Source organism: Paenibacillus sp. NAIST15-1, from assembly GCF_001894745.1.
In the GTDB taxonomy this organism is placed as follows: Bacteria; Bacillota; Bacilli; order Paenibacillales; family Paenibacillaceae; genus Paenibacillus_B; species Paenibacillus_B suaedae.
Map to the genome: position 1 here is coordinate 21,083 of NZ_BBYF01000019.1, position 26,620 is coordinate 47,702.

At 44.2% G+C, this 26,620-nt stretch carries 21 protein-coding genes and 1 pseudogene; 3 read left to right on the forward strand and 19 right to left on the reverse strand.

The genetic code is table 11. The annotated features are described in order from the left end of the window. Positions 1 to 13: 13 nt before the first annotated feature. From PBN151_RS32595 to PBN151_RS25825, 5 genes and pseudogenes are all read right to left on the reverse strand, one after another. Positions 14 to 877 (reverse strand): annotated as a pseudogene (locus PBN151_RS32595) (RHS repeat-associated core domain-containing protein); the annotation flags it as partial. Between the two features lie 349 nt (positions 878 to 1,226). Further along, the gene (locus tag PBN151_RS25810; RefSeq protein ID WP_072731547.1) at positions 1,227 to 1,493 is read right to left on the reverse strand and encodes a hypothetical protein; all 267 of its coding nucleotides are present in this window, start codon (positions 1,491 to 1,493) and stop codon (positions 1,227 to 1,229) included. Positions 1,494 to 1,508: 15 nt separating this feature from the next. Continuing rightward, positions 1,509 to 2,051 (reverse strand): hypothetical protein, encoded by a 543-nt coding sequence (locus PBN151_RS32115; protein ID WP_227775088.1) that lies wholly within the window; start codon positions 2,049 to 2,051, stop codon positions 1,509 to 1,511. Between the two features lie 258 nt (positions 2,052 to 2,309). Beyond that, positions 2,310 to 3,545, reverse strand: coding sequence for an IS110 family RNA-guided transposase (locus tag PBN151_RS25820; RefSeq protein ID WP_072731455.1), 1,236 nt, complete (start codon positions 3,543 to 3,545; stop codon positions 2,310 to 2,312). Positions 3,546 to 3,773: 228 nt separating this feature from the next. Next, positions 3,774 to 4,550 carry a recombinase family protein gene (locus tag PBN151_RS25825; RefSeq protein ID WP_072731456.1) on the reverse strand — a complete coding sequence of 259 codons (777 nt, stop codon included), beginning with the start codon at positions 4,548 to 4,550 and terminating at the stop codon, positions 3,774 to 3,776. A 184-nt stretch (positions 4,551 to 4,734) separates the two neighbouring features. Between PBN151_RS25825 and PBN151_RS25830 the strand changes: the two genes are divergently transcribed. Then, the gene (locus tag PBN151_RS25830; RefSeq protein WP_072731458.1) at positions 4,735 to 4,944 is read left to right on the forward strand and encodes a helix-turn-helix domain-containing protein; all 210 of its coding nucleotides are present in this window, start codon (positions 4,735 to 4,737) and stop codon (positions 4,942 to 4,944) included. Between the two features lie 252 nt (positions 4,945 to 5,196). Here PBN151_RS25830 and PBN151_RS25835 read toward each other — a convergent pair whose 3' ends face one another. From PBN151_RS25835 to PBN151_RS25885, 11 genes are all read right to left on the reverse strand, one after another. After that, on the reverse strand, positions 5,197 to 6,102 hold the full coding sequence (locus tag PBN151_RS25835) for a hypothetical protein (protein WP_072731459.1): 906 nt from the start codon (positions 6,100 to 6,102) through the stop codon (positions 5,197 to 5,199). Positions 6,103 to 6,177: 75 nt separating this feature from the next. Continuing rightward, positions 6,178 to 6,801, reverse strand: a complete 624-nt coding sequence (locus tag PBN151_RS25840) for a helix-turn-helix domain-containing protein (RefSeq protein WP_072731461.1) — start codon at positions 6,799 to 6,801, stop codon at positions 6,178 to 6,180. 536 nt (positions 6,802 to 7,337) lie between these two features. Then, positions 7,338 to 7,598 carry a CPCC family cysteine-rich protein gene (locus PBN151_RS25850; protein WP_036619503.1) on the reverse strand — a complete coding sequence of 87 codons (261 nt, stop codon included), beginning with the start codon at positions 7,596 to 7,598 and terminating at the stop codon, positions 7,338 to 7,340. Positions 7,599 to 7,614: 16 nt separating this feature from the next. Further along, positions 7,615 to 12,552: an RHS repeat-associated core domain-containing protein gene (locus PBN151_RS25855; RefSeq protein WP_072731463.1), complete on the reverse strand. Its 4,938-nt coding sequence runs from the start codon at positions 12,550 to 12,552 to the stop codon at positions 7,615 to 7,617. Between the two features lie 95 nt (positions 12,553 to 12,647). Continuing rightward, positions 12,648 to 14,354 carry a hypothetical protein gene (locus PBN151_RS25860; RefSeq protein WP_139295426.1) on the reverse strand — a complete coding sequence of 569 codons (1,707 nt, stop codon included), beginning with the start codon at positions 14,352 to 14,354 and terminating at the stop codon, positions 12,648 to 12,650. 205 nt (positions 14,355 to 14,559) lie between these two features. Further along, positions 14,560 to 14,706: a hypothetical protein gene (locus tag PBN151_RS31540; RefSeq protein WP_175560802.1), complete on the reverse strand. Its 147-nt coding sequence runs from the start codon at positions 14,704 to 14,706 to the stop codon at positions 14,560 to 14,562. A 313-nt stretch (positions 14,707 to 15,019) separates the two neighbouring features. Continuing rightward, positions 15,020 to 15,937, reverse strand: a complete 918-nt coding sequence (locus PBN151_RS25865; RefSeq protein WP_072731466.1) for a PadR family transcriptional regulator — start codon at positions 15,935 to 15,937, stop codon at positions 15,020 to 15,022. A gap of 182 nt (positions 15,938 to 16,119) precedes the next feature. Beyond that, a complete protein-coding gene (locus PBN151_RS25870) occupies positions 16,120 to 16,854 on the reverse strand; it encodes a response regulator transcription factor (protein ID WP_021252150.1) in 735 nt (244 codons plus the stop codon). 149 nt (positions 16,855 to 17,003) lie between these two features. Next, positions 17,004 to 18,824, reverse strand: coding sequence for a two-component system histidine kinase PnpS (gene pnpS / locus PBN151_RS25875; RefSeq protein ID WP_072731467.1), 1,821 nt, complete (start codon positions 18,822 to 18,824; stop codon positions 17,004 to 17,006). 60 nt (positions 18,825 to 18,884) lie between these two features. Further along, positions 18,885 to 19,880, reverse strand: a complete 996-nt coding sequence (locus tag PBN151_RS25880) for a bile acid:sodium symporter family protein (protein WP_072731469.1) — start codon at positions 19,878 to 19,880, stop codon at positions 18,885 to 18,887. Further along, positions 19,880 to 21,433, reverse strand: a complete 1,554-nt coding sequence (locus PBN151_RS25885) for a fumarate hydratase (RefSeq protein WP_370510457.1) — start codon at positions 21,431 to 21,433, stop codon at positions 19,880 to 19,882. The genes PBN151_RS25880 and PBN151_RS25885 overlap by 1 nt, the downstream gene beginning before the upstream one ends. Before the next feature lie 239 nt (positions 21,434 to 21,672). On the opposite strand from PBN151_RS25885, the gene yfbR reads away from it, so the two are divergent. Together yfbR and ytvI are read left to right on the forward strand one after the other, a co-directional pair. Beyond that, complete coding sequence (gene yfbR, locus PBN151_RS25890) at positions 21,673 to 22,302, forward strand: 5'-deoxynucleotidase (protein ID WP_065292126.1); 630 nt, start codon at positions 21,673 to 21,675, stop codon at positions 22,300 to 22,302. Positions 22,303 to 22,410: 108 nt separating this feature from the next. Beyond that, positions 22,411 to 23,559, forward strand: coding sequence for a sporulation integral membrane protein YtvI (ytvI, locus tag PBN151_RS25895; RefSeq protein ID WP_072731470.1), 1,149 nt, complete (start codon positions 22,411 to 22,413; stop codon positions 23,557 to 23,559). Positions 23,560 to 23,664: 105 nt separating this feature from the next. Here the strand turns inward: ytvI and PBN151_RS25900 are convergent, their stop codons facing one another. The 3 genes from PBN151_RS25900 to icd all read right to left on the reverse strand — a co-directional run bounded on the left by PBN151_RS25900 (position 23,665) and on the right by icd (position 26,530). Then, positions 23,665 to 24,132 (reverse strand): hypothetical protein, encoded by a 468-nt coding sequence (locus PBN151_RS25900; RefSeq protein WP_227775090.1) that lies wholly within the window; start codon positions 24,130 to 24,132, stop codon positions 23,665 to 23,667. Positions 24,133 to 24,266: 134 nt separating this feature from the next. Beyond that, the gene (mdh, locus tag PBN151_RS25905; protein ID WP_072731472.1) at positions 24,267 to 25,217 is read right to left on the reverse strand and encodes a malate dehydrogenase; all 951 of its coding nucleotides are present in this window, start codon (positions 25,215 to 25,217) and stop codon (positions 24,267 to 24,269) included. A gap of 14 nt (positions 25,218 to 25,231) precedes the next feature. Continuing rightward, complete coding sequence (gene icd, locus PBN151_RS25910; protein ID WP_021252158.1) at positions 25,232 to 26,530, reverse strand: NADP-dependent isocitrate dehydrogenase; 1,299 nt, start codon at positions 26,528 to 26,530, stop codon at positions 25,232 to 25,234. Positions 26,531 to 26,620 lie beyond the last annotated feature (90 nt).

The window sequence follows — 26,620 nt, forward strand, 5'->3', positions numbered from 1 at the left end:
CATCTGCATACTCTCAACTTAACAAGTTATAAGCGTATGAATATGCTCTACTTTCGGTAGAAGTTATCTTCATAGTCGCTGCGAGAATAGAATTCATATCTGAAGGTATATATCTGTTCCCACTAGGATCGATATATTTCAGCGGATTGTTCTGTACATACGTATACAGATTCAGCGTCAGCGGGTTACCCAGTTCCCCTTCATACGTATCCTCATTAACAAACCGCCCTATACTTGGATCATACCATCTTGCGCGCAAATATTGCAGATTCGTTGCTACGTCACAATATTCGCCCGAGTAACGGAAAATGTTCGGAACCTGTTCCTCTTGTACCAATGGATTGCCCCAGATATCGTACGTATAACGGTTCAATACATTGCCTTGGGCATCTCGGATTTCCGTAATGTCGCCGTGTCCGTTGGATACGTAATATTGCAGACCATGTCCTGGTACCTGACGAGCCAACAGCTTGCCGGTCGAATCATGGACATACGCAGCTGTAATTGTGACGCTGCCGTTCCCCTCTACCTTGCCTTCCGCTACTATCTTCGATCTATCGTCATAGTAGTAACGGGTCGTTACGCCGCCTTCGGTGCGTTCTACCATCAGGTTATCCCCGTTGTAGCGGTAGCTGACGGCTTTGCCGTCCTCCGTCGTTACTTGGGTCAGGCGGTTGCGGCTATCGTACGCATAGCTAGCTCCCTTGATGTTCGGTACCTGATCGCTTTGCAGGGTTCTGCGGTTATCCCGATTATCGTATGTGTATGCCTCGTTGAACTGGCTTGAGGTCTTGATTCGGTTCAGTTTATCGTAGCTAAATAGATAACCTGCTCTATTATCATTTTTAGCCGTAATATTTCTGTTGTTATCATAGGTATAGCTGTAGTTCGCGAATGCTTTTTAGCACTTGTGCGTCAGTTCGTCCTGACTGTTTCCACTTTCAGCTTTGTTTCTTATTTCTCTATCGAGATAATAACACTCAGCTATCTGTTCTCTAACCGATTCATACTATGCTTGAACTTGTAAAATTAAACCTTCTTTTCTCTCTACTTACTGTACATGCTTTTCCATTTTTCTTATCCTCTTTTGATTTAGGAATGCAAAAGTAGGCTTATTCCTCCTTATCATTCAAGTAGAAATAAGCCTTTGAGAGAGTTTGTCAAGTTGTTGTATTGTACGATCTTCCTCTATGTTATTGATTACATTCAAATATTGTTCGATCACATTATGAATCAGCTATTTCATACCTCATTCTATTAATCAGCTCATCCTCACCTAATGATACTGGGAACAAATCCCCATCTTCAAATAGATTTTTTTCTGCTTCATCATAACTATCCGCATACTCAATTACGTATGATTCTAGTGTTTTAATGAAGGTTACTCTACAGTATTTCCCATCACGTACAAAAACATTTGTGTTGTTGAGTATTTCCTTCTCAAATTGTAATTCTCTAAATAACCCCTCAATTTTTTTCTCAATTGAATTCATTTCACACCTCGCCATTTATTCAATTAGATGGCCATTCATATCATATCTCTTTGTTCCTGACTTACCTGAGGATAGTTTATAGTAAGGAATATCACCATGATGTCTACTTCCCGGATGATATTGTAATATTCTATCTCCTCCCCAGTGAACTCTAAAACCTCCTCCTTCTTCAAAAGGTATTCCTTTATATTTTTCACTCTTATTTAGCGCTGTTGGATTATACCCGTTATCCTTTAGATACTTATGAAGCTCATCTGGTTTAATCCCTTTTAGTTTACTTGGGTCATTCAGGATATCATCTAAACCATTAATATTTCTTACTGCCTTTCCACCAACTTCTTTACCTTTTCTTATGCCCCCGATTATTGGTCCCAATGAAGCCAAAGCTTCCGCAAAAGAGATTTCCTGATGCCATTTACTGTAATCCTTGGCTAATTCCGCTCTTGCCCAGTCCGCATTTCTTGCACTATTCTTGTATGCACTTGTTTGCGTTAATAAACCAAACAAATAATTAAAACGATTATCATCATATACATCTGCATACTCTCGACTTAACAAGTTATAAGCGTATGAATATGCTCTACTTTCGGTAGAAGTTATCTTCATAGTCGCTGCGAGAATAGAATTCATATCTGAAGGTATATATCTGTTCCCACTAGGATCGATATATTTCAGCGGATTGTTCTGTACATACGTATACAGATTCAACGTCAGCGGGTTACCCAGTTCCCCTTCATAAGTATCCTAGTTTATAAAACGGAACTTAGAATAAAGAAGGTGGCAACTGGCTCTCTCAACCAATTACCACCAATTATATCATCCTACTTGCACTCTCGGAATCGTTGGCATCTCATAAGCTGATTTCTTCTTCATCATTGCGTAGATGATATTAATCAGCTTCCTCATGATACATATAATGGCTTGCTGCTTTGTTTTCCCCTCGGACATCCGCTGTAAATAGTAAGCATGAAAATAGGGATTCCTCGGCACTCTTTTAGTGCGAGTAACGGCGATCTGACGGATAGCAAGGCTTTTGATGATGTCATGCAACTCTCGGTTTCCTTGCTTACTTTTATAGTTGCGCGACTTATTTCCTGAACCAACCATTACTGGAGCAACACCAGCAAAACGAGCCAGCTTATCCGCTGTTGGAAAACGATGAATATCACCAATCTCTGCCACAAGTTCCGCTGCTGTCACAATATCTATCCCTGTCATGGATTCTAGTTGGAAGCCAAGCTGTCCCATCAACTGCTCGATTTCAACTTCAACCCTAGCAATCTCTTTCTTGAAAAAGCTAGCTGACCTCACCTGACTGACCACAACCGAATCACGTGAATCTTGAAAGTCACGATACGTATCACCATCAACGGAAATAAGAGATAATATTTGACCAGCCTTCTTATGGGAAAGCCCATTATTGCTATGGCTTCGCAGAAACTCAGCTAATTTTTCCTCTGACAAGTCTTTCAATTTGTGCGGTGAAGGATAGGCTTCCCAGAAGGCTAACGCCGTTTTACCATCAACTTCAGAGAAGAACTTCTTATAGCTTGGATATGGGTAACTAATCTGTTGATGTAGTTTCTTTACCGTTGCTGTCAGGCTTTTGGCAAACCATTTCCGCTGCGTGACAAGCTGACTAATCGCCCAGTACAAATCGATCGGCTTAGCATCAGGTAATCGCTCCAGTTCATCTCTCAATACCTTTGCAACACATTCAGCGTCCCAACTGTCAGACTTCTGAACCGTCACATGGCTCTGTCTTCTAGCATTTGCTAGTTTGGCATTGACCTCTTTCACCCAGCATTGATTTTCTTTAAGATAGACAGCCAACCCTCTGCCGTAACCTCCTACATCCTCAAGCCCATAGACAACCGACAATCCTTTTTTGGCATACTTCCTAACTTCCTTAACGAGTAAGGGAAATGCAGACGGCTTATTATCGAATTTAATTTCTCCTAACTTTTTGCTCCAACAGTCAATAATGACGGCTGTATGATGCTGTTTATGTAGGTCAACTCCTACATAAACAAGATTCTGCTGCTCAATCATTTTCCTCCGCTCCCTCTGTATTTGAATTGTTACTAATGAGTTTGATTCCAGTTCAATCAAGACTCGTTGCTACTCAGACACTTGCTCCGTATGTATCAGCCCATTAGTAACCACTCAAACGAGTGGCTAGAACAACAATGGTTAAATAAGTTTGCATCCTCAGTTCGAGCGGTCACTGCCGCAAAGACACGTTAGCAATATCTCATTTATCTTCAATGCGTTCCTTGACTAAATAATTGCTTGATGCACTCCATCTGCTTCGATCTGTCCGTAACGATACTTTCCCTGATAAAATGCTTTACGGTCTAGGATTCGCTTCACCTGTACCTTGGTGAACATCCTTCCTTGCTCCGTAGAGAACCCTTCTTCATTCAATTTCTCAGCTAATGCCGATAATGACCATGTAGGATACTGCTCTTTAAGACAGAATAATCGTTGAACAATGGCTGCTTGCTTCTCGTCAATAACGATTTTCTTTGAACCTCGTTTCCCCTTATAACCAAAAGGAATGCCGCCACCTGCAAACTTGCCTTCAGATGCTTTCTTATTTCGCCCTCTACCTAATTTCATTGAGATTTCTAATCGCTGGTATGCATCCAACAACTCCATAAGACCGTTAATCAAAAAGTCTGATGGGTCTTTCTTGAATATGCTGTATGTTGGCTGCTCGATGCTTTGGATGTCAATGTTGTGCCTTTTCAATTCACGATGAACAAGCACTTTAACTAGATCACTTCGCCACAATCGGCTAGTGTTTAGAACAACCACGTAATCAACCTTATTGCTAGCTATGAACGACATCATATCTTGAAAACCCTCACGTTCGACTTCTAAGGCTTCTTCATCCACCTTCGCACCGCTTATGCCTTCATCGGTAAAGACATGAACCAGATGCCATCCTTGTCGCTCACAATAGGCTTTGATCTCATCTTGCTGGTAAGACAGGCTGTAGCCATCCTTCGCTTGTCCTTGTGTACTAACCCGAACATAACCTATGACATTCATTGGATTACCTCCCTGTTAACCCTAGCGTTACACGAATTAGAATTAATGTTACGCTAAAGAGTTATACCCTTAAAAGTATATAACTATTGTATTACCTTTAAGCGTATATATCAATGCTAGGATGGATAGAATATGATATAGTACGGTTAACAGTATGATGTATTTAGTGGAGGATTACTTTCCCATGAGATTAAAAATTAGATTGAAAGAAATACTAGCCGAAAAAGGGATTTCCCAGCGGCAACTCTCTTTACAGATGAATATTCGACATGCAACGATTAACCATCTATGTTCCGACTCTGTTGATCGGGTTTATATCCGAACGTTAGAAGCCGTTTGTGAAGCTTTAGACATTTCGATTCATGAACTAATTGTTGAAGATCAGGAAGCATAGACATTTGAAAATGCAACCATAGTCGGTCGCTGGATGTGCTATGCCCTTTACTCCAATTCATTTCAAGCCTTTGGGTATAAACCATCCCCCCGATAACAGTTATCGTGATGGTAAACATTTTTTATGTAGTGGATTGATTTCTCTTAGTTTTCACGTACAATTATAATTATGTTATTTTTATTTCATCCATCATCATGGACTTTTTATCGTTATCGGCAAAATAACGTGTCCCTGTCTGAGAGGATGTGTTTCCTAGCTGTTTATAGCTAATGGACTTAGGCAGTTCCCTTTGGGAATTGTCATTTTTTTTGCCGTGCTCTTGCGGATGGCATAGGTTGACGGTTTATATATCTGCCTTAGCGTTGATTCATCAAACATGTGTTGCAGCATTTGGAAGCCAAGCATGGTTTCGATCTTGGATATGTTCCCTTTGTTTTCCATCAACCAAGATAAACCTATGTTACTAGCTTCTGCTGGATATTCGATCTGACCAAGCACCTTGTCTGTCATGTAGTTAAAGAATGGCTTGGCAATCAATTCAATGGCTTTCCTTGTAGGTGCATACTTTTTCATATCGCTATCGCTCGGATTGACTTCAAGTCGCAATATTCCTTTGGCACGCTCGATAATGTCACTTGACTCCTTAGCTTTCGTGACTTGCTTATGCTTGTCATAGAACATGATTCCACTACTTTTATTCCAATATTTTACAGTTTGATCTTGGTTGTACATAGTCGTGTTCTTATAGGCTAACTGTTGTTTGCTTAGTAACCTCACGTAATCACCAACATTCTTACCAACTTGAAAATTCCAGCAAACATCACATCGACTGACCGTCCATTCGAAATGTGGAATATGAATATAAAATAACTGCTGTATTCTTTCTTGCAACCTATCGAAGAATAGTGGTATATCTTCTTCTTCTAATATTGTTACATTGTCTCCATATAAGAACTTGGGAATAGAGACTTGGATATGTAGGGTTTGACTACTCTCGATATATTTCATATATGGAATTTGTTTATCGTGAAACGTATAACTTGTATTTAACGCACCTGTTTCCTTGCTTAAAAATGTAACAGCCTTACCAGTGAGCTGATTCAATGTGCCTGAATCAATGGCAACGGGTCTTACTTTCAATCTTACGGTGTCAAACATATGTAACCTTCTTTCTATTTTTAAGATAATCTAGAATCTTGGATGTAATTAGATATGTTATAAGAATGGGCGACATTAGTCCTCTTTCGGCTGAAACTTGTTTTTATGCTTCTGATAGAACAATTCTACATCGTCCAAGAAGCCATTCTCGCTCAATTGCTTGTACTTAGGCTTGTAACCTCCAAACATACTGTTTCGTTGAGCTAAGTGATACACCAAGGCTTTCATCATCTCTGCTTCTTGCTTTCCTTGACACAGAAGCTTAACGACATCTTGGAAGACTTCAGAATTTTCACCATACTCGTCTTCATTAATAGCTTTTCGAATGCTGTCTATTAACTTGGTTTCTTTGCTTTCCTCAAGATAGTCAATAATTCCCTTGTTCTGAGATACAACCTCTGATGTGGTGAACTCTTCACCATTTTCATCAATGCGAGATACCTTAACCTCATCAAATACATCCATTTCTCGGAAGTATTGAATCTGAATATCGATCTTTTCGGATTCAGTAAGCTCCTTCTGAAACAGATCAAACTCCTTGATTCCAAAGAGATCAGATAACCGCGCTAAACGCTGCTGCGGTATCTTCCTTCTGCCCTTAATCCAATCTTGAAACGTTTGCTTAGATACTCCAACTTTCTCGGCAACTGTCTTATACTCCATTTGCCATGTATCTGATATAAATTGTAGTCCAACCATCTCATCACCGCCATACTAAGTATGTCTTACGGTAATATTATATTATTGCATACCAAGTATGTCGACAACAAAAAAGGCCACATGGAGTTGTTACACTCACATGTGGCACCTATTGTTATTATCAAGAGCTTAATATTTTCTGTTCGAGCAACTTCCGCAACTTCCCGATCCGAATGATGTGAAAGCACTGGACAAGCTGCTTCCGTGGTCGCCATCGCTCCCATTGACTTATCATGTCTTCAAATCCTGACAATAGTATATCTGGTCCTCATCTGTATAACAAGGTGTGGGCTATTTGACGCTTACGGACATGCAAAAAAAGCTCATTCCTACTCATAAAACAAGTGGGAAAGAGCTTTGAAAGTTTATCAAGTGTTTAAGTTATTTAGTGCTTGGTTTGTTGGTTGTATTGTACGAACCAATTGTCAAGAAGTAAATCCTCTGCTCTTTTGTAAGTGTTATTCGTTTATTGAGGTGATATTTCATGCTGTTAACCCTAAATTAGGTATGCAGACCTTAAAGTTTCTGAATGAAAATTACTCAATATTATTCCTTGGTAATTCTTCTTCCAACGGCTCTCTAACCATATTTTTATATTGAAGTTTGCATACGCCAAATTGTTTATAATTCTCTCTGGCTTGATTCAACGAAATATGGTTTGCTCCTATGTTTATGTCGGGCTTAGCATGAGCTACAACATCAAACTGCCAAAAACACACATCGCAAATATCTACAACCACTTCATCCTCACTTTCAATAGTAAAATTACAGCAACATGGACACTGTAATCTCTTCATATTTCCACACCCTCTCTCACTTAGGAGCATACAATCCGATTTGCTCCTTCCAATATTTAATTCCATCAATTGGCTTATAGTAAGTTGATATTCCACCATACTGATTTATAATTCCAAATTCATTCGTTGCTGTATCATACCTAAAATATGTGCCTTCTTTTGAAACAAAAGATTGCGTTGTTGAGGTTGGAGATTTCTCAAGAAAATTTCTTGCACCTTTAAGATATTGAGCCTCAGTAGTAAAACCAAAATCACCTTTATGGTCATTAAAGTGTTTTGTTAGAGTACTCTTACCATTACCTCTCGTAAAATCAGAAGCGGTATTTCTTGTACCTGAATATGACTTTCCAATATAACCCGTTCCCTTAGGCTTCAATGCTTTTTCAATATTCAGTTTGTTAAATGATTGTGCTTGATTCCATGAAACTTCAAATTTCACATTGGGCGAAGCACGTGTTATTTTCGGAGGAGGTGCAGAGTTACCTCTAACAACTGTACTTCCCACATAGCCGTTACTGGCAGAACCACCTCCACCACCTTTGCCGTTCCCAACGCATTCCATTGCAGTTTCTGTAAATGCACATTTGCTATTACCTGTAGGATCAATGTACTGTAACGGATTATTCTCCACATACGTATACAAATTCAAACTCAGCGGATTCTTGATTTCCCCTTCATACGTATCCTCATTAATAAACCGCCCTATACTTGGATCATACCATCTTGCGCGCAAATATTGCAGATTCGTTGCTGCGTCCCAATATTCGCCCGAGTAACGGAAAATGTTCGGGACTCGCTCCTCCTGAACCAGTGGATTGCCCCAGATATCGTACGTATAGCGGTTCAGGACATTGCCTTGTGCATCCCGGATTTCCGTAATGTCGCCATGCCCATTGGAAACGTAATAGTGTATGCCCTGTCCTGGAACCTGACGAGTCAGTAGCTTGCCGTAATCGTCATGGACATATGATGCTGTAATCGTGATGCTGCCGTTCCCTTCCACCTTGCCTTCGGCTACGATTTTCGCCCGATCATCGTAGTAGTAACGGGTCGTGACGCCGCCTTCGGTGCGTTCTACCATCAGGTTGTCTCCGTTATAACGGTAGCTGACAGCTTTGCCATCTTCTGTTGTCACTTGGGTCAGACGGTTGCGGCTGTCGTAAGTATAGCTTGCCCCCTTGATGTTCGGTACCTGATCGCTTTGCAGGGTGCTGCGGTTATCCCGCTGGTCATACGAATATGCCTCATTGAACTGACTTGATGTCTTGATTCGGTTCAGCGGATCGTAGCTAAATTGATACGCCGCTCCGTTATCATTTTTAGCCGTAATATTTCGGTTGTTATCATAGGTATAGCCATAATCCGCAAATGGTGCCTCGCCTAGCTTCTGCTGGATGCCGACCATGTTCAATCCGTCATAGGCATAGCTTATATTCAAGCCCTGCGACGATTTCAAGTCCGTAATCCGATTATAGGATTCATCATACGAATAGTCGAATCGGGCCAGTTCTCCTCCGGCTCCTTCCACTACTTTCATGCTCCTTGGCGCTGAAATCGGGATGAATCGTTCCGTCTGGCTTGCCAGGCGGTAGCTGCCCGACGTTAAGGCTTGCTCTTCGCGCAATCCCCGCTGATCGTAATTGAATGACAACACCGTCTTATCTGGATACGTGATGGATGCCAGTTCGCCTGAAGGATAGTACGCGTAGCCCGTCGTCCCTGTCTGATCCGTCATTGCCGTCCGCTTGCCCATCGCGTCGTAGCTGTACGTAATCCGCTCGTCCGGAGCAGCGACGGCCGTCAGGAAATTCCGGTTGTTGTATTCGTATTGTTGAACCTGTCCTTTCCGGTCGATGCTTTTGATCACATTGCCGTTACCGTCATAATAGAAGCGTTTGCTTTGCTTGTTCGGATCGGTTTGCTCCAGCAGGCGGCCGATGCCGTCATGCCGCTTCTGAACCGTATTTCCGTCCGCATACTTGACTTCGACCATATCACCCGACAGATTATACCGATACCGCGTCGTCTTCCCTTCAGCATCCGTAACGGCGATCAATCGTCCCAGTACATCATACTCGTATTTCGTCGCATTATGGTTTCCATCGTAAGCAACCTTGACGTTGCCCGCATAGTCGTATTCATAACGAGCCAACAAGACTTCTTGACCCGACGGCTTGATTTCTTCCTTCTTGATGACCCGATTCATGATGTCATACGTGTCGCGAATGCCGTTATTCGTCCCGTCGAAGATCGTTTTCGAGTTGGCCACATCGTCATAGACAATGCGCTTTATTCCATTCAGGGGGTTTTCCTTTATGACCCGATCCCAGGCGTCATATTCATATTGAATTTCGGATCCATTAAAGTCCCCTTTGCGGATCAGCCGGCCGTTCTCGTCATACGTGTGCTGGGCCATGCCTCGTCCATTCGTTTCAGCGATCAGGTTGCCAAGCGGATCGAAATGCTTCTCGATTTGCAGTCCATTCGGATCGGTAATGAACATCTTGTTGTTCTGATCATCATAGACGACTGCCGTCTTCGTTCCGTCGGGATGAATTTCGGCTGTTATTCGTCCCAGCTTGTCATACGTATAGGAGATGCTGTTGCGGTTGCCGTCCGTATATTTCGTCGGGAGTCCGGTCTCTGGAATATACTCCATCCGGCTTTCCACGAATTCATTCTTGCCGTCAGCGTTCTGTACCCCTACGCTTTGTCCGCTTAGATACATGCTCTTGAATTGAGAGCTGAATTCTTGGGAAATGACCGTGTCCGCCGTATCTCCCTTTATCCGAATCTTGACCGGATTTCCCACATAATCATACTCATAATTCTGCTGCTGAACGATGTCTCCCCTGCTATTTTTGGAGACGGCTTGCTTTAACTTTCCGCGAATTGTCTCGTACTCGTACTCGGAATGCAGGGTCATATCCCGATCTATCGGCACGCTGCTCTTTATCATGACGAAGAGTTCGTTCGGCAATATGTCTTTGTACTCATAATGGCTTGTCGCGCCGAGCGGATTCGTTTCTGAGGTCAGTTGCCCCCGATAATCATACTCCCGCGTCGTCACGCGAGGCACGGACGCGCGTCCCCCCTGATAATTCGCCTCCTCGATCTGGGTCGGATTCGGATTTCTTAGGTCTCTATTATACGAGTACTTAAATACCTGACTATCATTTGTCTGTTTACTTCGAACTTCCGTTTTCGTGTTATAGATTGCCGAAGGCGCATCATACGCAACAAACTGCTTTTCGTACGTATAGGTCGTTGTTTTGAAATTATCGTACACGTCCACGGAGAACTCGAAATTCCGCTCGATGTACTTACCGCCATCCCCGATTCCGTCTCTATCTTGTTCGTTATTCATATCTTTCGTATATCTTAGGTTCAACTCGTTTTTTCGGGTATATCTCGGCGAACTATAGTAATTGCGGCGCGATTTATATCGCACCACATTTTCCTTTGCGAAATCTCCGATCGTTCGTTCAATTGCGCCGTCAAATCCGAATTCCGTAATGGCCTTGGTCGGGTGTTCGATGACGCCAAGCGCGATCATCTCGTTCTCTCCCCAAAATATTCTGCGATCATTCGAATATTTAGGAAGATTTTCATAAGACCGGACCAAATTGAATTGCAGGATGTTCCATACGCCATACTCATACTTGGTCGAGCGGCCCAGCGGATCGATCACTTCCGTTAAAATATCTTGCTCCCGGTACAAATAATCGTTCTTTATTTTTTTAACCCTTTCTTTCCAATAGATCACCCTTCGATCCCCGTTTTGAATCGTAACTGCACGATTACCGTGGTAGGTAATATTCATCTCATTACTATAGCGGCGATCGCTGGTCCAGCTTTGGATCCGATGCAGAACTCTACCCACTTCAGATTCATAGGTATACGAAAATTGAATCCAGTTTTTGTCTTGATCCTCGATCAAGATGAGTTCGCCGATATGATTAAAATATTGCTTGACTCCCGTCGTTCTATTAATGAGTTCATATGAGGCCATCTCGCCGGACGGCAATAATTTGTTCGATTCCCAAAAGTCGATATCTCCAAGGGGGTAGCCTTTTAAACGGTTATCTTCAAGCGCATAGGTGCCTGCACCTGAAATATAGATGTAGTCATTATGATTATTTATCGATTTAATATATGAAATATCCCAAATCCATCCCTTGCCAAGATGGAATCTCTCCTCTTCCTGGGTCTCCCGCGTTCTATTTCTACCATATTCGTTCACATAAATATCGTCCTTCGCCAAGTTGCTGTCATAAATTCTCCGCAGCGCGAAATCCATGCCGTTTGGTCCAGGCATTACCATATCCGTTACTTCCACGCGCAAGGAGCCGTCGACAGGCGAGATATGGTCGCTAAAGGATCCGACGGAGTAAGGCGCTTGATCCAACCGGATTGGACGATTGCGGAGCGCTTTCTCATCGTATAGATTATTCCCAAGGAAGGCTAACGAGCGCTTCTCCCATAATCCATACACTTGATCCGTCACCGACGGTTTCCCTTTCCCGTAGACCTGCTCCGTTACGCTGGCTTGATACACAGCCTCCGATACACTTTTCATTTTTTCCTGATGCTCAATTAACGGATCTGGAGCAGGCTTCAAATAAGTGCTGTTCATGAATTGCTCATAGTCTCTTCCCTGCTGCTTGGCTTTTAGACCTTGATAGATTTGATGAAGCTCGTAGCCCTTGAACAGCTCCTCCGTTACCCAATCCCTCGTTACGCCAAAGGTTTCGGTTAGGGAGGTAATCGTAATAAGCTCGTCTGGATTAAAATCCGTGAACGTTGCGTGCGGACCATATACACTGGAGGTTACCGATGGATAGATTTCTTTCACCGATTTCTTAGATGCAATAGCTTCTTCTGCAGAAGCGAAAGGCACGCTTGTAATCAATAGTACACATGCGAGAATAAGTGATAGCCATCTTTTCAACATGATCTCTCCTATCAATTATCTTTCCTTGCACATCAATTAGACATCGGTTGAAAAAGCCTTCATCTGATGTATGCTCCGTCTAAACTCACTTCATTTCATTCCATCTCTTCCGGAAGGAACATTTCTACCGGCCCTGAAGGGTTGTAGGTCGGGTTAAATCGTAAATTATGAATTACGATGTTTTCTCCCCATGCCTCGTTGCGAACTATCGGCAATAAACGGACAGAAACCGATATTTCTCTAGTATTTGGTGCAATATCTCCTCGTATAGTAATCACTTGTCTACCATTGCCTAATATATAAGTCTCTTTATACGTTTTTTGGGGAAAACTACCGATTCTCTTAGGAGGCCCAACCTCAACTTCCAATTTTGCATTACTGCTGCTTAGAATCGAAATCTCGCCGTATAAGGCGAATTTCCCTTTCTCAGAACTCGGCTCCAGTGAAATGTCTTGGTAAATTTCAGCCGAAAGATTCCCCCATATTCCAAATGGTACGGATATGTTTTGGCCTCCATCACCACTACTCTTCCCATAAATAGCTCCTACATCCGCTCCACTACTTCTTTTTGCCCAGCCTTGTGCGATATCGCTTTTTCGATCAAACAACGTAAATAACGAGTTCCATAATGCCTGCGGTTCAGTACTATACTCAATTGAAACCTGAGCAATGTAAACATTGTTGATGTTGATGTTGACATTGCTTACTCCACTGTAACGCGCTCCCACGTACACAGTTGCATAGACTGCACCTTTTGGAATATTCCCTCTTAGTGATGCAGTCTGGTCAGTTATACTATCTGATGTTGTATAATTCGTTCCTAGCAATGTCCCCTTCTCATTAAAAAACAAAATTTGAAAATGAGTATTTACATTGCCAAGTCGATTAAATATCCCTCTCAATTGATAATTTCTCGAATCATCAATTAATAGATGCTGTATCAGGTATGATTCTTTACTAGTGCCGTTAGAATTATAAGAGATGACCTGCCTTTTCTTATAGTCACTAGTAGTCATCAAGTTAAACTTAGCAGAACCATTATCCCCTGAGATTTCCCAATAATCTGGAATTGTTCCCTCCGCGACTTGAATTTCTCTGCCCTGAAAATCATGATTCATGAGCAAATTAAAATAATAATCTAAACCATAGGAGACATCGACTCCCTTAATTACTATCGTGCCAGCCGCATTATTGCCACTTGAATGGATCGCGATTTGCACAATCGCTCTTTCTGCTTTTTGAGGAATACTCTCTCTGAGGCTCATCGTGAAGAAGAAATCTCTCTGCAGCGTGCTTTTTTGGCTCGCATTACCGATAACCTTTCCTGTGTTATCTACAAAATCGACCATCATCACAACCTCTGCATTCTGTAGATGTTCAATCTTTAAGGAAGCTTTCAGATCAAACCCACGGCTGGATTCCTTCGTAATCCACAGTGCCTGCTTGATTCCAATGAAATCTCCTACTGGAATATTACTCGCTTGAATCTGTTGATGATTTCTTGATCCTATTTTTTGGATGTTAAAGCTCGATGCAGCCTTGTCATCCGTCATATATGACCAGCCTACCGCTTTGCCACCATTGTTTACTTCATGAAAATCTCCGTTTTTCAGCTTATCCTTATATGTCCTCTCTCTTAAACTTTTACTTGTCAGATTTCCATTGCTATCTGCCTGATAGACGACTTCCTTTTCATCTTGCGTGATCACCGATAGATTCCCATTCTTGTCATAACGATATTCCGCTTGATGAGCACTTACGCTAGTTACGGAAAACGTCAAAAATGATAGCACTACGAACACAATCGCACACCTCATGTTTCGCCCTTCCTTTCTAAAATATATGACCGTCCCTCTCTTTCAAAAAACCGTTCTCCCCCCTTCATTATTCTAGGACTTACAATAATAATATCCTATTTTTCCTTGATTTTACTATTTTAAATTTTGGGGAAACTTTTTCTCCGTGAAATTTTGAGTGAATATTTATCTGCCCCGAATAAAAAAAGACTTACTCGGTTAGAGTAAATCTTTTTTGGCAATTTATTTCGGAAGACAGCCGGAATCTGCGCTTCTTCGCATGACGAAGTACAATTTCCGCTGCTTGCAGGCGATGCTCCGCATGTTCGGATTCCATCATCTCTTGCATGCGGCTCACTTAACCCGATCTCCGGTTCCAAGTCCGAATCATCAAATAACGACTCATCAATTTCAACCTAAATTTCCCCTAAAGGAATCTCTTCTCATCAGCACGTAGACTTCGTTCAATATAAAAAAGCTGTCTCCTATGTAGTGATCCACTACAAGAAAACAGCCTTCGAACATCCTGCTCTTGAGGCGTTGCTTCATCATGTCGTACGATTCCAGGTATCGTATATCAGCGAGGCCTCGTCAAAATCGCGACTTACATCCCCGCCATTCTAGGAAATACATATTCGTATCTCCTACATTCCCTAACCGTCGATTAACCGTTACTGAATAAGCCAGCTCTCCGCATCTGCTCGCGTTTCAAAAACCCCGAAATGATTGCTGCGATTGGATTCTCCCACCATTTCCTTAAAGCGGCCTCTATTTAACGATGGATGGGGAATGATGACAGCTGTCTTCACATGGTAGTTCGTAAACTTTTGAATCATTCTTCCCGCTACGCCCGTTCTAAGACTAAAGAACTCCCCAGCAAGAGCTTCCCCGTGCACCAGAAGCAGCTCAACATCATTCTCCTTGCACAAGGCAATCAAATCTACAGCATCCTGCTCCGTACTTAACGGCGTGTCGCTTGCAATCAATTCGATATATGGCTTCGTTTCGTTTTCGACGAGTTTATAGTTCATAGTCATTCTCTCCTTCATTTGTTTTCTTGCCTTAAGCTCCTTGCGAATTCCCTGCACCCATTTCAATTCATTGAGATAGTTGGACAATAGATTCTCAGAAATTTTATTCCACAAAAAGGCTTCCCGCTCATTTCGATTCGGCTCTTGGAGTCCACGATTCATTTTTTCTTGCTGATAGACGAGCTGCATGTTGATCCTGTCCTCATACCGATCCAGCAGATCATCTAATTCCTCGTCGTCTAGTTGGTCTGCCCATGCCAATTGGATAAGGAATGTATTCTTAAGCTCGGGAAGTTCAGGTTCCTCGAGCACCCATTCTTTTAATCGGAGCATTCCCTCATCTGTAATGCTGTAAATTTTTTTGGATGGGGAACTTTCCTGATGCTTGATTTCGTTTGTGACTAGGCCATCATCCAATAGCTGAACAAGCGACTTATAGATTTGATTGTTATTGCCGGACCAATACATCGCTGATGAGTCCTCAAAAATCTTCTTCAATTCATAGCCGGAAGCCGGCTTCCAGCTCAGAAGCCCCAGAATGGCATATTTGATCGACATCGAAAAACACCTCATTAGGTTACTAATAACATAGGTTAATAATAATCTATATCATTGATAATGTAAATACTGGATGGTTGATTAGATCAATAAAAGAAAAATAGGGCTGCCCCATAATCACATCGGATGTGACGGGACAGCCCTACTATATTAAAAATTCCATATTCTCATTTTCATGCAACCTAAGATGGAAGCACACCCTGCTTCTTATGAACGACAAGCTTGTAGCCCACGCCACGAATCGAATCAATCTGCACAGATTGTTGATTCATCTCCAGCTTCTTGCGAAGAGAGCTGACATGCACATCTACTGTCCGCTGTCCGCCAATATAGTCAAACCCCCATACGGCGTTCATCAGGTCATCTCTTGTTACTACGGTTCCAGGGCGCTGTACTAAATATAACAATACTTCAAATTCCTTAGGCCGCAGTGGAATGAGATCATTATGAAGCGTAACCTCATACTTCTCTGGATAAATCCGCAGATCGCCAAGTGCAATCATCTTGTCATCAGACTCTTCGGACAATGTCAATCCGGTTCCGTCACTCGATGTCCGTCTTAGCACCGCTCCCACTCTTGCCAACAGCTCTGCAACACCGAAAGGCTTCGTAATATAGTCATCAGCACCACACTTCAGACCTTGTACGACCTCTTCCTCCGCATTTCGAGCAGTTAGAACAATCACTGGGGTACGAATCCCTGCCTGTCTTACTCGCGACAATATTTCGAAACCGTTCATTCCCGGAAGCATAATATCTAGAACGATAAGATCAAATTTGCGATGGAGCGCCATCTGCAAGCCCTGAGTCCCATGATCGACAACCGTTGTCTCATACCCTTCCAAAGTCAGGTTGTAGGACAGCAGTCGCGCCAGTGTCGGTTCATCTTCAACTACCAATACTTTAATCTCTGACATAATCTTCCTCCGAAAGTCGAATCGATTATACGTAATCGTCTTTCTTCATCGTTTCTCAACATTATCGTAACATATATCATGTGATGTTGACCAAGCATTTTTTGAAAATGTTGAAAATTAATGAAAGGCAGCCGATCTCATCGCGTGGCCTACTTTACACTATTCGATAGCATCTGAATATCTTGCACGACTGGCAACTCGATCGTGAACGTCGTACCCACCCCAAGTTCACTGTCTACGCGAATTAATCCATGATGAGCATCAACGAGATGCTTCACGATGGACAAGCCTAGGCCAGTTCCTCCGGAACTGCGAGACCGTGCCTTATCAACACGATAGAATCGTTCAAATATGCGCGGCAAATCCTTCTTCGGAATACCGATGCCAGTATCGGATATAGTCAGACGAATCCACTCTGCTTCCCCGTTCTCGCTATGTTCAATCGGCATTGCTATAATTTTTACGTGACCGCCTTCTGGCGTGTAATTAATCGCATTCGACAAGAGATTCAGTACAATTTGACGGAAGCGATCCTCGTCAGCCTCTACATACATATCTTGTTCTGTACTCAGAAGAACATCTATTCGCTTCTTGTCAGCTTCCTTCTGGAGCATCTCCACCGTCTTCTCCAAGAATAGATCGACCTGAACCGGGGAATATTGCAGCGGCACCCGCTTCGACTCTATCTTAGACAGCTCCAATATATCGCCGATTAGGCGATTCAACCGCTCACTCTCATCATGGATGATCTGCAGGAACGACGTTGCTATCTCTGGGTCATTCATCGCGCCATTCATTAAGGTCTCCGCGAATCCCTTCACCGCAGCAATCGGTGTCTTCAATTCATGGGACACATTGGCCACGAATTCACTTCTCATTCGTTCAAGACGCCGAATTGTAGATACATCCTGCATGACAAGCAGTACACCTGCCCATTCATTGTCTGTGAAGTAAACGGGCACTACACTCACATCAAGCAGACGTTCTTCTGGATAATACAGTGTAATTTCATCATGACTCGCTACTTTGCGTTCCAGCACCTCTGCAGTCATTTGCTGCATCTCATGTGGCGCTCGAACATCCTCGAAGGTACGTCCGATCCACTCGGTGCTCTTAATGCCCAATATATGCTCCGCCTTGCGATTCAACAGACCAACTTGGCCCTGAGCATCAATCATAACAATGCCATTAATCATATGTTCAAGCACTGCCTGAAGGCGGCTTTCCTTCTCGCGAATTTCCGACATTTGAACCTGCAGACTATCAGCCATCGCATTAATCGCAGATCCAAGCTGCCCGATCTCATCTTTCCCGACAGATTGAGTTCGTGCCCGATAGTCCATCTGTGCGATACGCATCGCGACGCGGGTCATATTCTCAATTGGCCGTGTCATGTTATACGCTATTCGATAGCTGACAATAGCTGCGACAAGGAACAATATAGCGAGCCCTATCGACAGATAAGCCCACAACTCTCGTACACTGCTCTCTACATCTGCCAGACTCATCGCTAAGCGTACGTAGCCATCGAAGTCTGGAGTATGAACAGGACTAGCAACATACAGCATATTTTGCCGAAGGGTATCGCTATAGCGAATTTTGGAGCCTAGTCCATCCTTCTTCGCAGCAGCGATCTCCTCTCTGTTCAAGTGATTATCCAACTCAGCTACTGGACGGTCAGAATCTCCGACAACGGTTCCATCCTTCAGTATGAACGTAACCCTTGCATCAGCACTATCATGAAGCTTGCGAGCCCAGTCTGTGTAGTAGCTGGCAAGCTCTTCGAAGCGGTTTCCCTGCTTCCAGACCAAGGTCTGTTCGATGAGCATAATTTCCCGGGACATATTTTGCTCAAGCTGCCGAATATGACTCGTCTTGAATGTAGATGCCATATAAATGCCCGCTGTTAGCACTGAAATACCGATAAGCAAGACAAACACAAAGGTCAACCTTGTGCGAAAACGTGACATGGTTCTACTCCTTCTCTCTGCTTCAATTCATTGTTGTTACTGTCTACGTATTAATCCTACTTATCCCTTTTCCGTTTGACCAGCAGAAAGTTTATTAATCTTTTGTAAAATTGCGTGATACACGGTGGCAGCTGGCTGCTGAATCAATATGGCGAGTACAACAGCAACGGCTGTTTCCGGCCCGAAGTACCTCATCGCTAGCACTAGACCAAGAGAGATATTGCGCATCCCTGAAGCGAAGCCCAATGTCCCCTGAATTGCTGTGCCGCTGCGCTTGAACATAAAGCTCAATCCCCAGCCTAGTGCATAACAGACGGCAACGAGCAGCAGCACGACGAAGAACAGCCCTATTGCCTCACTCCCCCATGCCCGCACATAGGGGCCAATCGCTGCTGCATTCAAGAGTACAACACCAACAAATGCAGCCTTCGATGCAGGCAGAAGCACGGGCGCAGCAGATGCCTTGGCCTTGCCTCCTGTCCATTCATATATGCAAATGCCTGCTGCGGTCGGAACCACAATAATCCACAGCAAATCAAGCAGCATCGCCCATACATCGAATGCAATGGTAGCCCCGAACATCGCAGACAGCGATGCGGGAACAACGATGGGGCTAAGCAGTGAGTCCATGACCACTAGAGCCAACATCAGAGGGACAGATTCTCTCGCCATCTCCACCCACAGCACAGAAGATATCCCTAACGGGATAATCGTGAACAGAACGAGTCCAGCCGTATAAGATGATCCTGCACCGAACAGAAGCGTGCCTATCCCATAGGCTGCGATCGGTGAGATGATATGCGTCAGAATGAATACGGCCGCGAATAGAACCGGATGCCGAAAGGCTCCCATCACATCACGGCGTCCACATCCTAGCCCCATAACGAAAGTAACAAGTCCGAACATCCACGGAACGTAGGGCACGAACGGAAGCAACGGCTCACTACAAAGAACCCCCAGCACCAAGCAGCTGGGGATAAGCAAGTACATATACCGTTCGAACCAATCGTTCACGATCAGACCGATATTACGATCGAACTTTATTTTTCGATTCATTAGAATACTGGAGCCTTGAACTGAGACAGCTTCTCAAGCGAACTCCGATCTACATCTGCATGCAAGCTGTTCCCATGGGAATCCATCGTAACAATTGCTGCAAATCCTTCTACGTCCAAATGCCACATCGCTTCTGGAATACCAAATTCCATATAGTCAACGCCATTTACACGCTTGATGCACTCTGCATAATATTGCGCAGCACCGCCAATTGCATTCAAGTACACCCCGCCATGCTCCTGCAAGGCGGCCAGAGTCTTCGCTCCCATCCCGCCTTTGCCGATAACAGCACGGATGCCGAATTTCTTCATAATATCACCTTGGTAAGGCTCTTCGCGAATACTCGTCGTCGGACCAGCAGCCTTGACATGCCAGCCTTCCTCATCCTTCAGCATGACAGGACCGCAGTGGTAGATAACTGCCCCATTCAAATCAACCGGAGCATCATGATCCATCAAGTACTTATGAAGGGCGTCACGGCCAGTGTGCATCTCCCCATTTATAATGACAACATCGCCCACACGCAAGGAACGAATCGCTTCCTCCGTAATTGGAGTTGTCAGCACGACTTGACGACTCTCTCCTTGCTCAGAGGCAGCTGCGACTTGTCCAGAGTTCTCTGATTTCTGTGAAGCTGCCATAGCTACCTCTGTTCCGCGCTCATATATCCATTCGCGGATCGCTCCCGAATCGCTGTCGATAATCACGCCCTGACGACGGAATGCCCAGCAGTTGTACGCAACAGATACGAAGAAGCTTGCTGGAAGACGGTTCATCACGCCAATTTTACATCCGAGCAGGGTGACCTCACCGCCGAAGCCCATCGTTCCAATCCCGAGTTCGTTAGCTTTCTCCATAATATATTGTTCCAGCTGTGCCAAATCAGAATGAGGATTCACATCATCTGCCTTGCGGAACAGTTGATGCTTCGCAAGCTCGTATCCAGTCGTTCGGTCGCCACCGATGCCAACACCGATGAAGCCTGCACTGCAGCCCTGCCCTTGAGCCTGATAGACAGCATGCAGGATACACTTGCGAATGCCGTCCAGATCACGGCCTGCCTTGCCGAGCCCTTCCAATTCCGCAGGGAGGCTGTATTGAATGTTCTTATTCTCACATCCGCCACCCTTGAGAATCAGCTTCACTTCAATATCTTCACGATCCCATTGCTCGAAGTGGATGACCGGCGTGCCCGGTCCTAAGTTATCTCCGCTGTTCGCTCCTGTTAAGGAATCAACTGAATTCGTACGAAGCTTGCCCTCTTTCGTTGCACGGCTAATCGCTTCGCGAATGTCTTTCTTCATTTGGATTTGATTCGCTCCAATGGGTGTATGTACAATAAAGGTTGGCATGCCTGTGTCCTGACATATCGGCGACACATTTTTCTCAGCCATGGTGATATTCCGAGCGATTGTGCTCAAGGACAAGCCGGAACGCGTTGCAGCATCCTCTTGTGCCTGTGCCTCTTGAATCGCGCGCCGTACATCCCCTGGCAAATTTGTAGACGTTTCTACAATTAAATCATACACACTCTGCAAAAATGATGTCATCATGAACTTGCTCCTCTCATCTCTAATCATCCCGGGAAATGAGTGTTCTTGATGCAGATCTCGGAAGCAACGGGAAGTAGTCTTTGTTACAATTTCGTCAAATGAGTTCCAATGCTATTATAATATCACAAGGCGTGCACCTAATCGAAGCATTTTCCACGCCTATCTCCTGCGACAATCCGCAGTCAACTGATTGCTGCAATTGTAGAGCGTCTAGATATCCCCTTGAAAGGAAGGATCCTATGAGTACAACTGAGAATTCAACAACCAAACCCCATCATTTTCTCGCCTATATGTACCGGCTCAAGCATATCGAACGCTGGAGTCTCATGCGAAATACAGACAAAGAGAATGTTGCGGAGCATACCTTCCATGTTGCTATGACTACCCATATGCTGTGCACGATTGCTAATGAGGTGTTCCATAAGCAAATAGACACCGGGCAAGCTGTAGCATTGGCCTTATTTCATGATGCTACCGAAGTATTTACAGGCGACATTCCTACTCCTGTCAAGCACCACAACAGCCGACTGCTGAACAATTTCCGTGAAATTGAACAGTTGGCCGCCGAACGCTTAGTCGGCATGATTCCTCCCGAACTGCAAAGCATCTACACGCCCCTCATTGATCCGCAAGGAGATCATGAGTTGCGGAGTTATGTGAAGGCAGCCGATCTGCTAGATGCTTACGTTAAATGCATCAGTGAGCTAGCTGCAGGCAATCGCGAGTTCGAAGTCGCCAAGCGCCAGACGGAACAGAAGCTGAAGCAGCTGAATATGCCAGAGGTACAATATTTCCTGACTACGCTCGCTCCGAGCTTCAACATGACTTTGGATGAAATATCTCTATCGGATGAAGAAGAGCATACCTAAGAGCTGATGTCATAGACACATATGTGAAGTCGAGTATGAATTCATGTGTTTGTTACAATAATGGAAATACCAACACCACAGATTGATTTCATAGAAAGGAAGTCATGAATGCCTATTTTTAATCCTACTCTCGTTCACCGCATCTTCCGAGCAACATGGGTGCTACTGATTATTGCTGCGTTTACAGCGGTATTCTATTTCGGTTTTTCGATCATTTGCCCGTTTCTGATTGCCTGGCTGCTTGCTTACATGATGAATCCAATCGTTCGTTTTTTGGAGAAGCGTTGGAAGTTCCGCCGTGGATTCGCCGTGATGACGGCCCTACTGCTCTTCGCAGCCATCATCGTAGGAATTCTGTACCTATTCACGACGAAGATCATTTCCGAATCATGGCATATTATGGGGATCGTACAGAATCAGATTGTGGAATGGAGAATACAGGCTGAAGCCTATTTCTATTCTGCGGAGTTCCAGCATTTTCTCACCGACATGAATGATACATTCAATTTTGCAGATTTGAAATCATCGCTGTCAAAATACACAGGAACGATTGCTAGCGGAGGCACGTTAATTGTCGCCTACTTGTTTCATTTCTTGAAAGCTACCGTCTTATTCCTGCCTAAGCTTGCGGTCATCACAGTCATTGTCTTGGTAGCTACATTCTTAATCAGCAAACAGTGGAATACGATTTCATCCAAGGGCAACACACTCATTCCTGAACGGGTACGCCGCTCTCTTGGAGTCGTGACAAGTGATTTGCAGAACGCCGTGTTCGGATATATTAAAGGGCATATTATTCTCTCCAGTATTACCGCATTTGTCTTCTTTCTTGGCTTGCTTGTACTAGGAGTAGAATATGCTTTTACCATCGCGCTTATTGGCGGCATTGTAGACCTGATTCCATTAGTCGGCATCCCTGCTATCGTTGTGCCATGGGCTGTATTCGCCTATGTTGAAGGAAATGTATTTTTAGGAACAGGACTGCTCATTATGTGGCCTATTATTCTCGTTACTCGGCACGCCTTTGAACCGAAAGTATACGGGGACAGCATTGGACTGAATCCGCTTCTGCTTCTCATTTTTCTTTATGGTGGTTTGAAGCTGTTTGGCGTACCCGGCATCATTATTGGGATCCTCGCTCTCGTCGTGCTTACTGCGTTGCAGAAAGCTCATGTGTTCCGGGATGTATGGCGCTATATTATGACCGGCTCCTTTTTCAGTAAAGAAGACGATCAGGCTGTATCGCTCATTGACTAAGGTTGGATAAGTACGCGTAAACGATCTTAGACCATTCATCAGGTGATTCAAACAAAAAAACAAAAAAATCGCCCGGCTAGACGTAAGTCTGACCGGGCGATTCTATTATCCTGCCGTTACCGTAATGAACTTATAGCTATAAACCATCAGAAGTACAATGACGATGAACAATACGAAGATAAGCGTACTGAAAGTGCGAACCTTGCCTGTAGCTGCTGCATCCGCTTTACCGCTTTTTGCGGACTGCGCTGCAAGCTTAATTTGCTTGCCCATGATGCCGCTAAATGCAGCAATCGCCAGGAAGACAACCGTTGTCAATACCATCCAGAGCACACTGTACTTCGCTTGGCTCATGAGATAACCGCCTGTTATGAACTGAACGATTAAGAAATACTGTCCCAGACGATTCGCCGTTCCCACGCCCACGAGCAGCCCCTCTTGTCCTGCTGTAGACAACTTGTTTAATTTCCCTACGATAAATGGAACAATGGCATAGAACCCCATTGCTACTGCACCTAAAATGTGCAAAAGACTAAAGGCACTGTACATGAAATACATTCCCTCCATAGACATGATATGGTTCAATCTTCGTTCCATTATACTAAAATTTACTTACTAACACAAAGAAAGACACCGAAATATTCGATGTCTTTCTTGATATTTCTATGAGATTTGTCACAATGTTCATAAATAATGGAATCATTGCATTATACACGTTCTCCAGCGACCACTTGAATAACGTTACGGACAGATTCGGCCGACTCATCCAGTGCAGCCTTCTCTTCTGGCGTCAGTTCGATCTCGATCACTTTCTCTATACCATCTCCACCGAGTACAGCCAGTACGCCCATAAATAAAGCGTCATAACCGTATTCCCCTTCGAGGTATGCGATGACCGGGAGAATCCGTTTTTTGTCTTTCAAAATGGCTTCCGCCATTTGCACGATGGAAGCAGCTGGTGCGTAGTAAGCACTTCCGTTGCCAAGCAAATTGACAATTTCACCGCCGCCTACACGTGTACGCTGTACAATTTCTGCAATTCGTTCTTGTGGAATGAGGCTCTCAATCGGTACTCCGCCTGCGCTCGTATAACGAACGAGCGGTACCATATCATCCCCATGACCTCCAAGCACAACGCCGCGCACATCTTCTACGGATACGTTCAATTCTTCTGCAATGAATGTACAGTAGCGAGCGGTATCCAGAACGCCGGATTGGCCGATTACGCGATTTTTAGGGAATCCAAGTGCTTCAAAAGCAGCAAATGTCATTGCATCTACCGGATTACTCAAAATAATCACGTAGGCATTCGGGCAATAAGCCTTCACATTCTCACATACCGACTTCACAATGCTCGCGTTCGTAGTCACCAAATCATCACGGCTCATACCAGGCTTGCGAGCTATCCCTGCTGTAATGATGACGATATCGGAATCTTGCGTGTCTGCATAGTTCGATGTTCCTGTAATTCGGCTGTCAAAGCCTTGAACCGGGCCAGCCTCCAACATATCAAGCGCCTTGCCCTTCGTCGGATTCTCCAACTGAGGAATATCTACTAATACAACATCTCCAAGTTCTTTCTGAGCCAACATAAGAGCAGTTGTCGCTCCAGTGAAACCAGCACCAACGACTGTGATCTTGTTGCGTCGAATAGCCATTCGGATTCGACCTCCTAGTTCAAATGATTGATGATGTGGTCAGCAAACTCCGAGCATTTTACTTCTGTCGCGTTTTCCATCAGACGCGCAAAATCATAAGTGACAGTCTTGCTGTTGATGGCGTTTGCCATGCCTTTATAGATGAGGTCTGCAGCTTCCTGCCAGCCAAGATGCTCAAGCATCATAACACCAGACAGAATAACAGAACCTGGGTTTACTACGTCTTTATCTGCATATTTCGGAGCAGTTCCGTGCGTTGCTTCGAAGATCGCATGTCCTGTCACATAGTTGATGTTCGCTCCAGGTGCGATGCCGATGCCGCCAACTTGAGCAGCCAATGCATCAGACAAGTAATCGCCGTTCAAGTTTAATGTCGCGATGACATCGAATTCCTTCGGACGAGTCAATACTTGCTGCAATGCGATATCTGCAATTGCATCCTTAATAATGACCTTGCCAGCCGCTTCAGCTTCTGCTTGCGCCTTGTTAGCCGCTTCCGTGCCTTCAGCCTCTTTGATGCGGTCATATTGTCCCCATGTGAATGTGTGCTCTGCGAATTCTTGCTCCGCCACTTCATAACCCCAGTTCTTGAACGCACCCTCGGTGAACTTCATAATGTTCCCCTTGTGTACGATCGTCACGCTCTTGCGGTTATGCTTGATCGCATATTCGATCGCAGCACGGACAAGACGCTTGGAGCCATCGGAGGATACAGGCTTAATGCCGATACCTGATGTCTCAGGGAAGCGGATCTTCTTCACTCCCATTTCTTCTTGGAGGAATTGAATCACTTTCTTCACGTCTTCCGATCCGGAAGCATACTCGATGCCAGCGTAGATGTCTTCCGTATTCTCACGGAAAATAACCATATCAACCAGCTCAGGATGCTTAACAGGAGAAGGAACACCATCGAAATAACGTACTGGACGCAAGCACACGTACAGATCAAGCTCTTGGCGAAGTGCAACGTTCAGAGAGCGAATGCCGCCGCCGATTGGCGTCGTCAATGGACCTTTAATCGCTACAATGTACTCGCGAATGGCTTCCAGCGTATCATTCGGCAGCCATTCACCGTATTCATTGAATGCCTTCTCGCCAGCGAATACTTCATACCATGCAAGTTTGCGTTCGCCGTTGTATGCCTTCTCAACAGCTGCATCCAATACACGCTTGGATGCGCGCCAAATATCACGACCTGTGCCATCCCCTTCAATGAACGGGATAATTGGATGAACAGGAACTTGGAGCTTGCCATCCTCAATCTTAATTTTCTCGCCTTCGGTTGGTGGTGCAAATTTGTCCAATTGAATCACAGATGTTCCTCCTTCAATTTCATTGTCACACAAACAGCTAACGGGAGCTACTCTTCTATTGTAGCAACCCGTCAATTTGTAAGACAACCT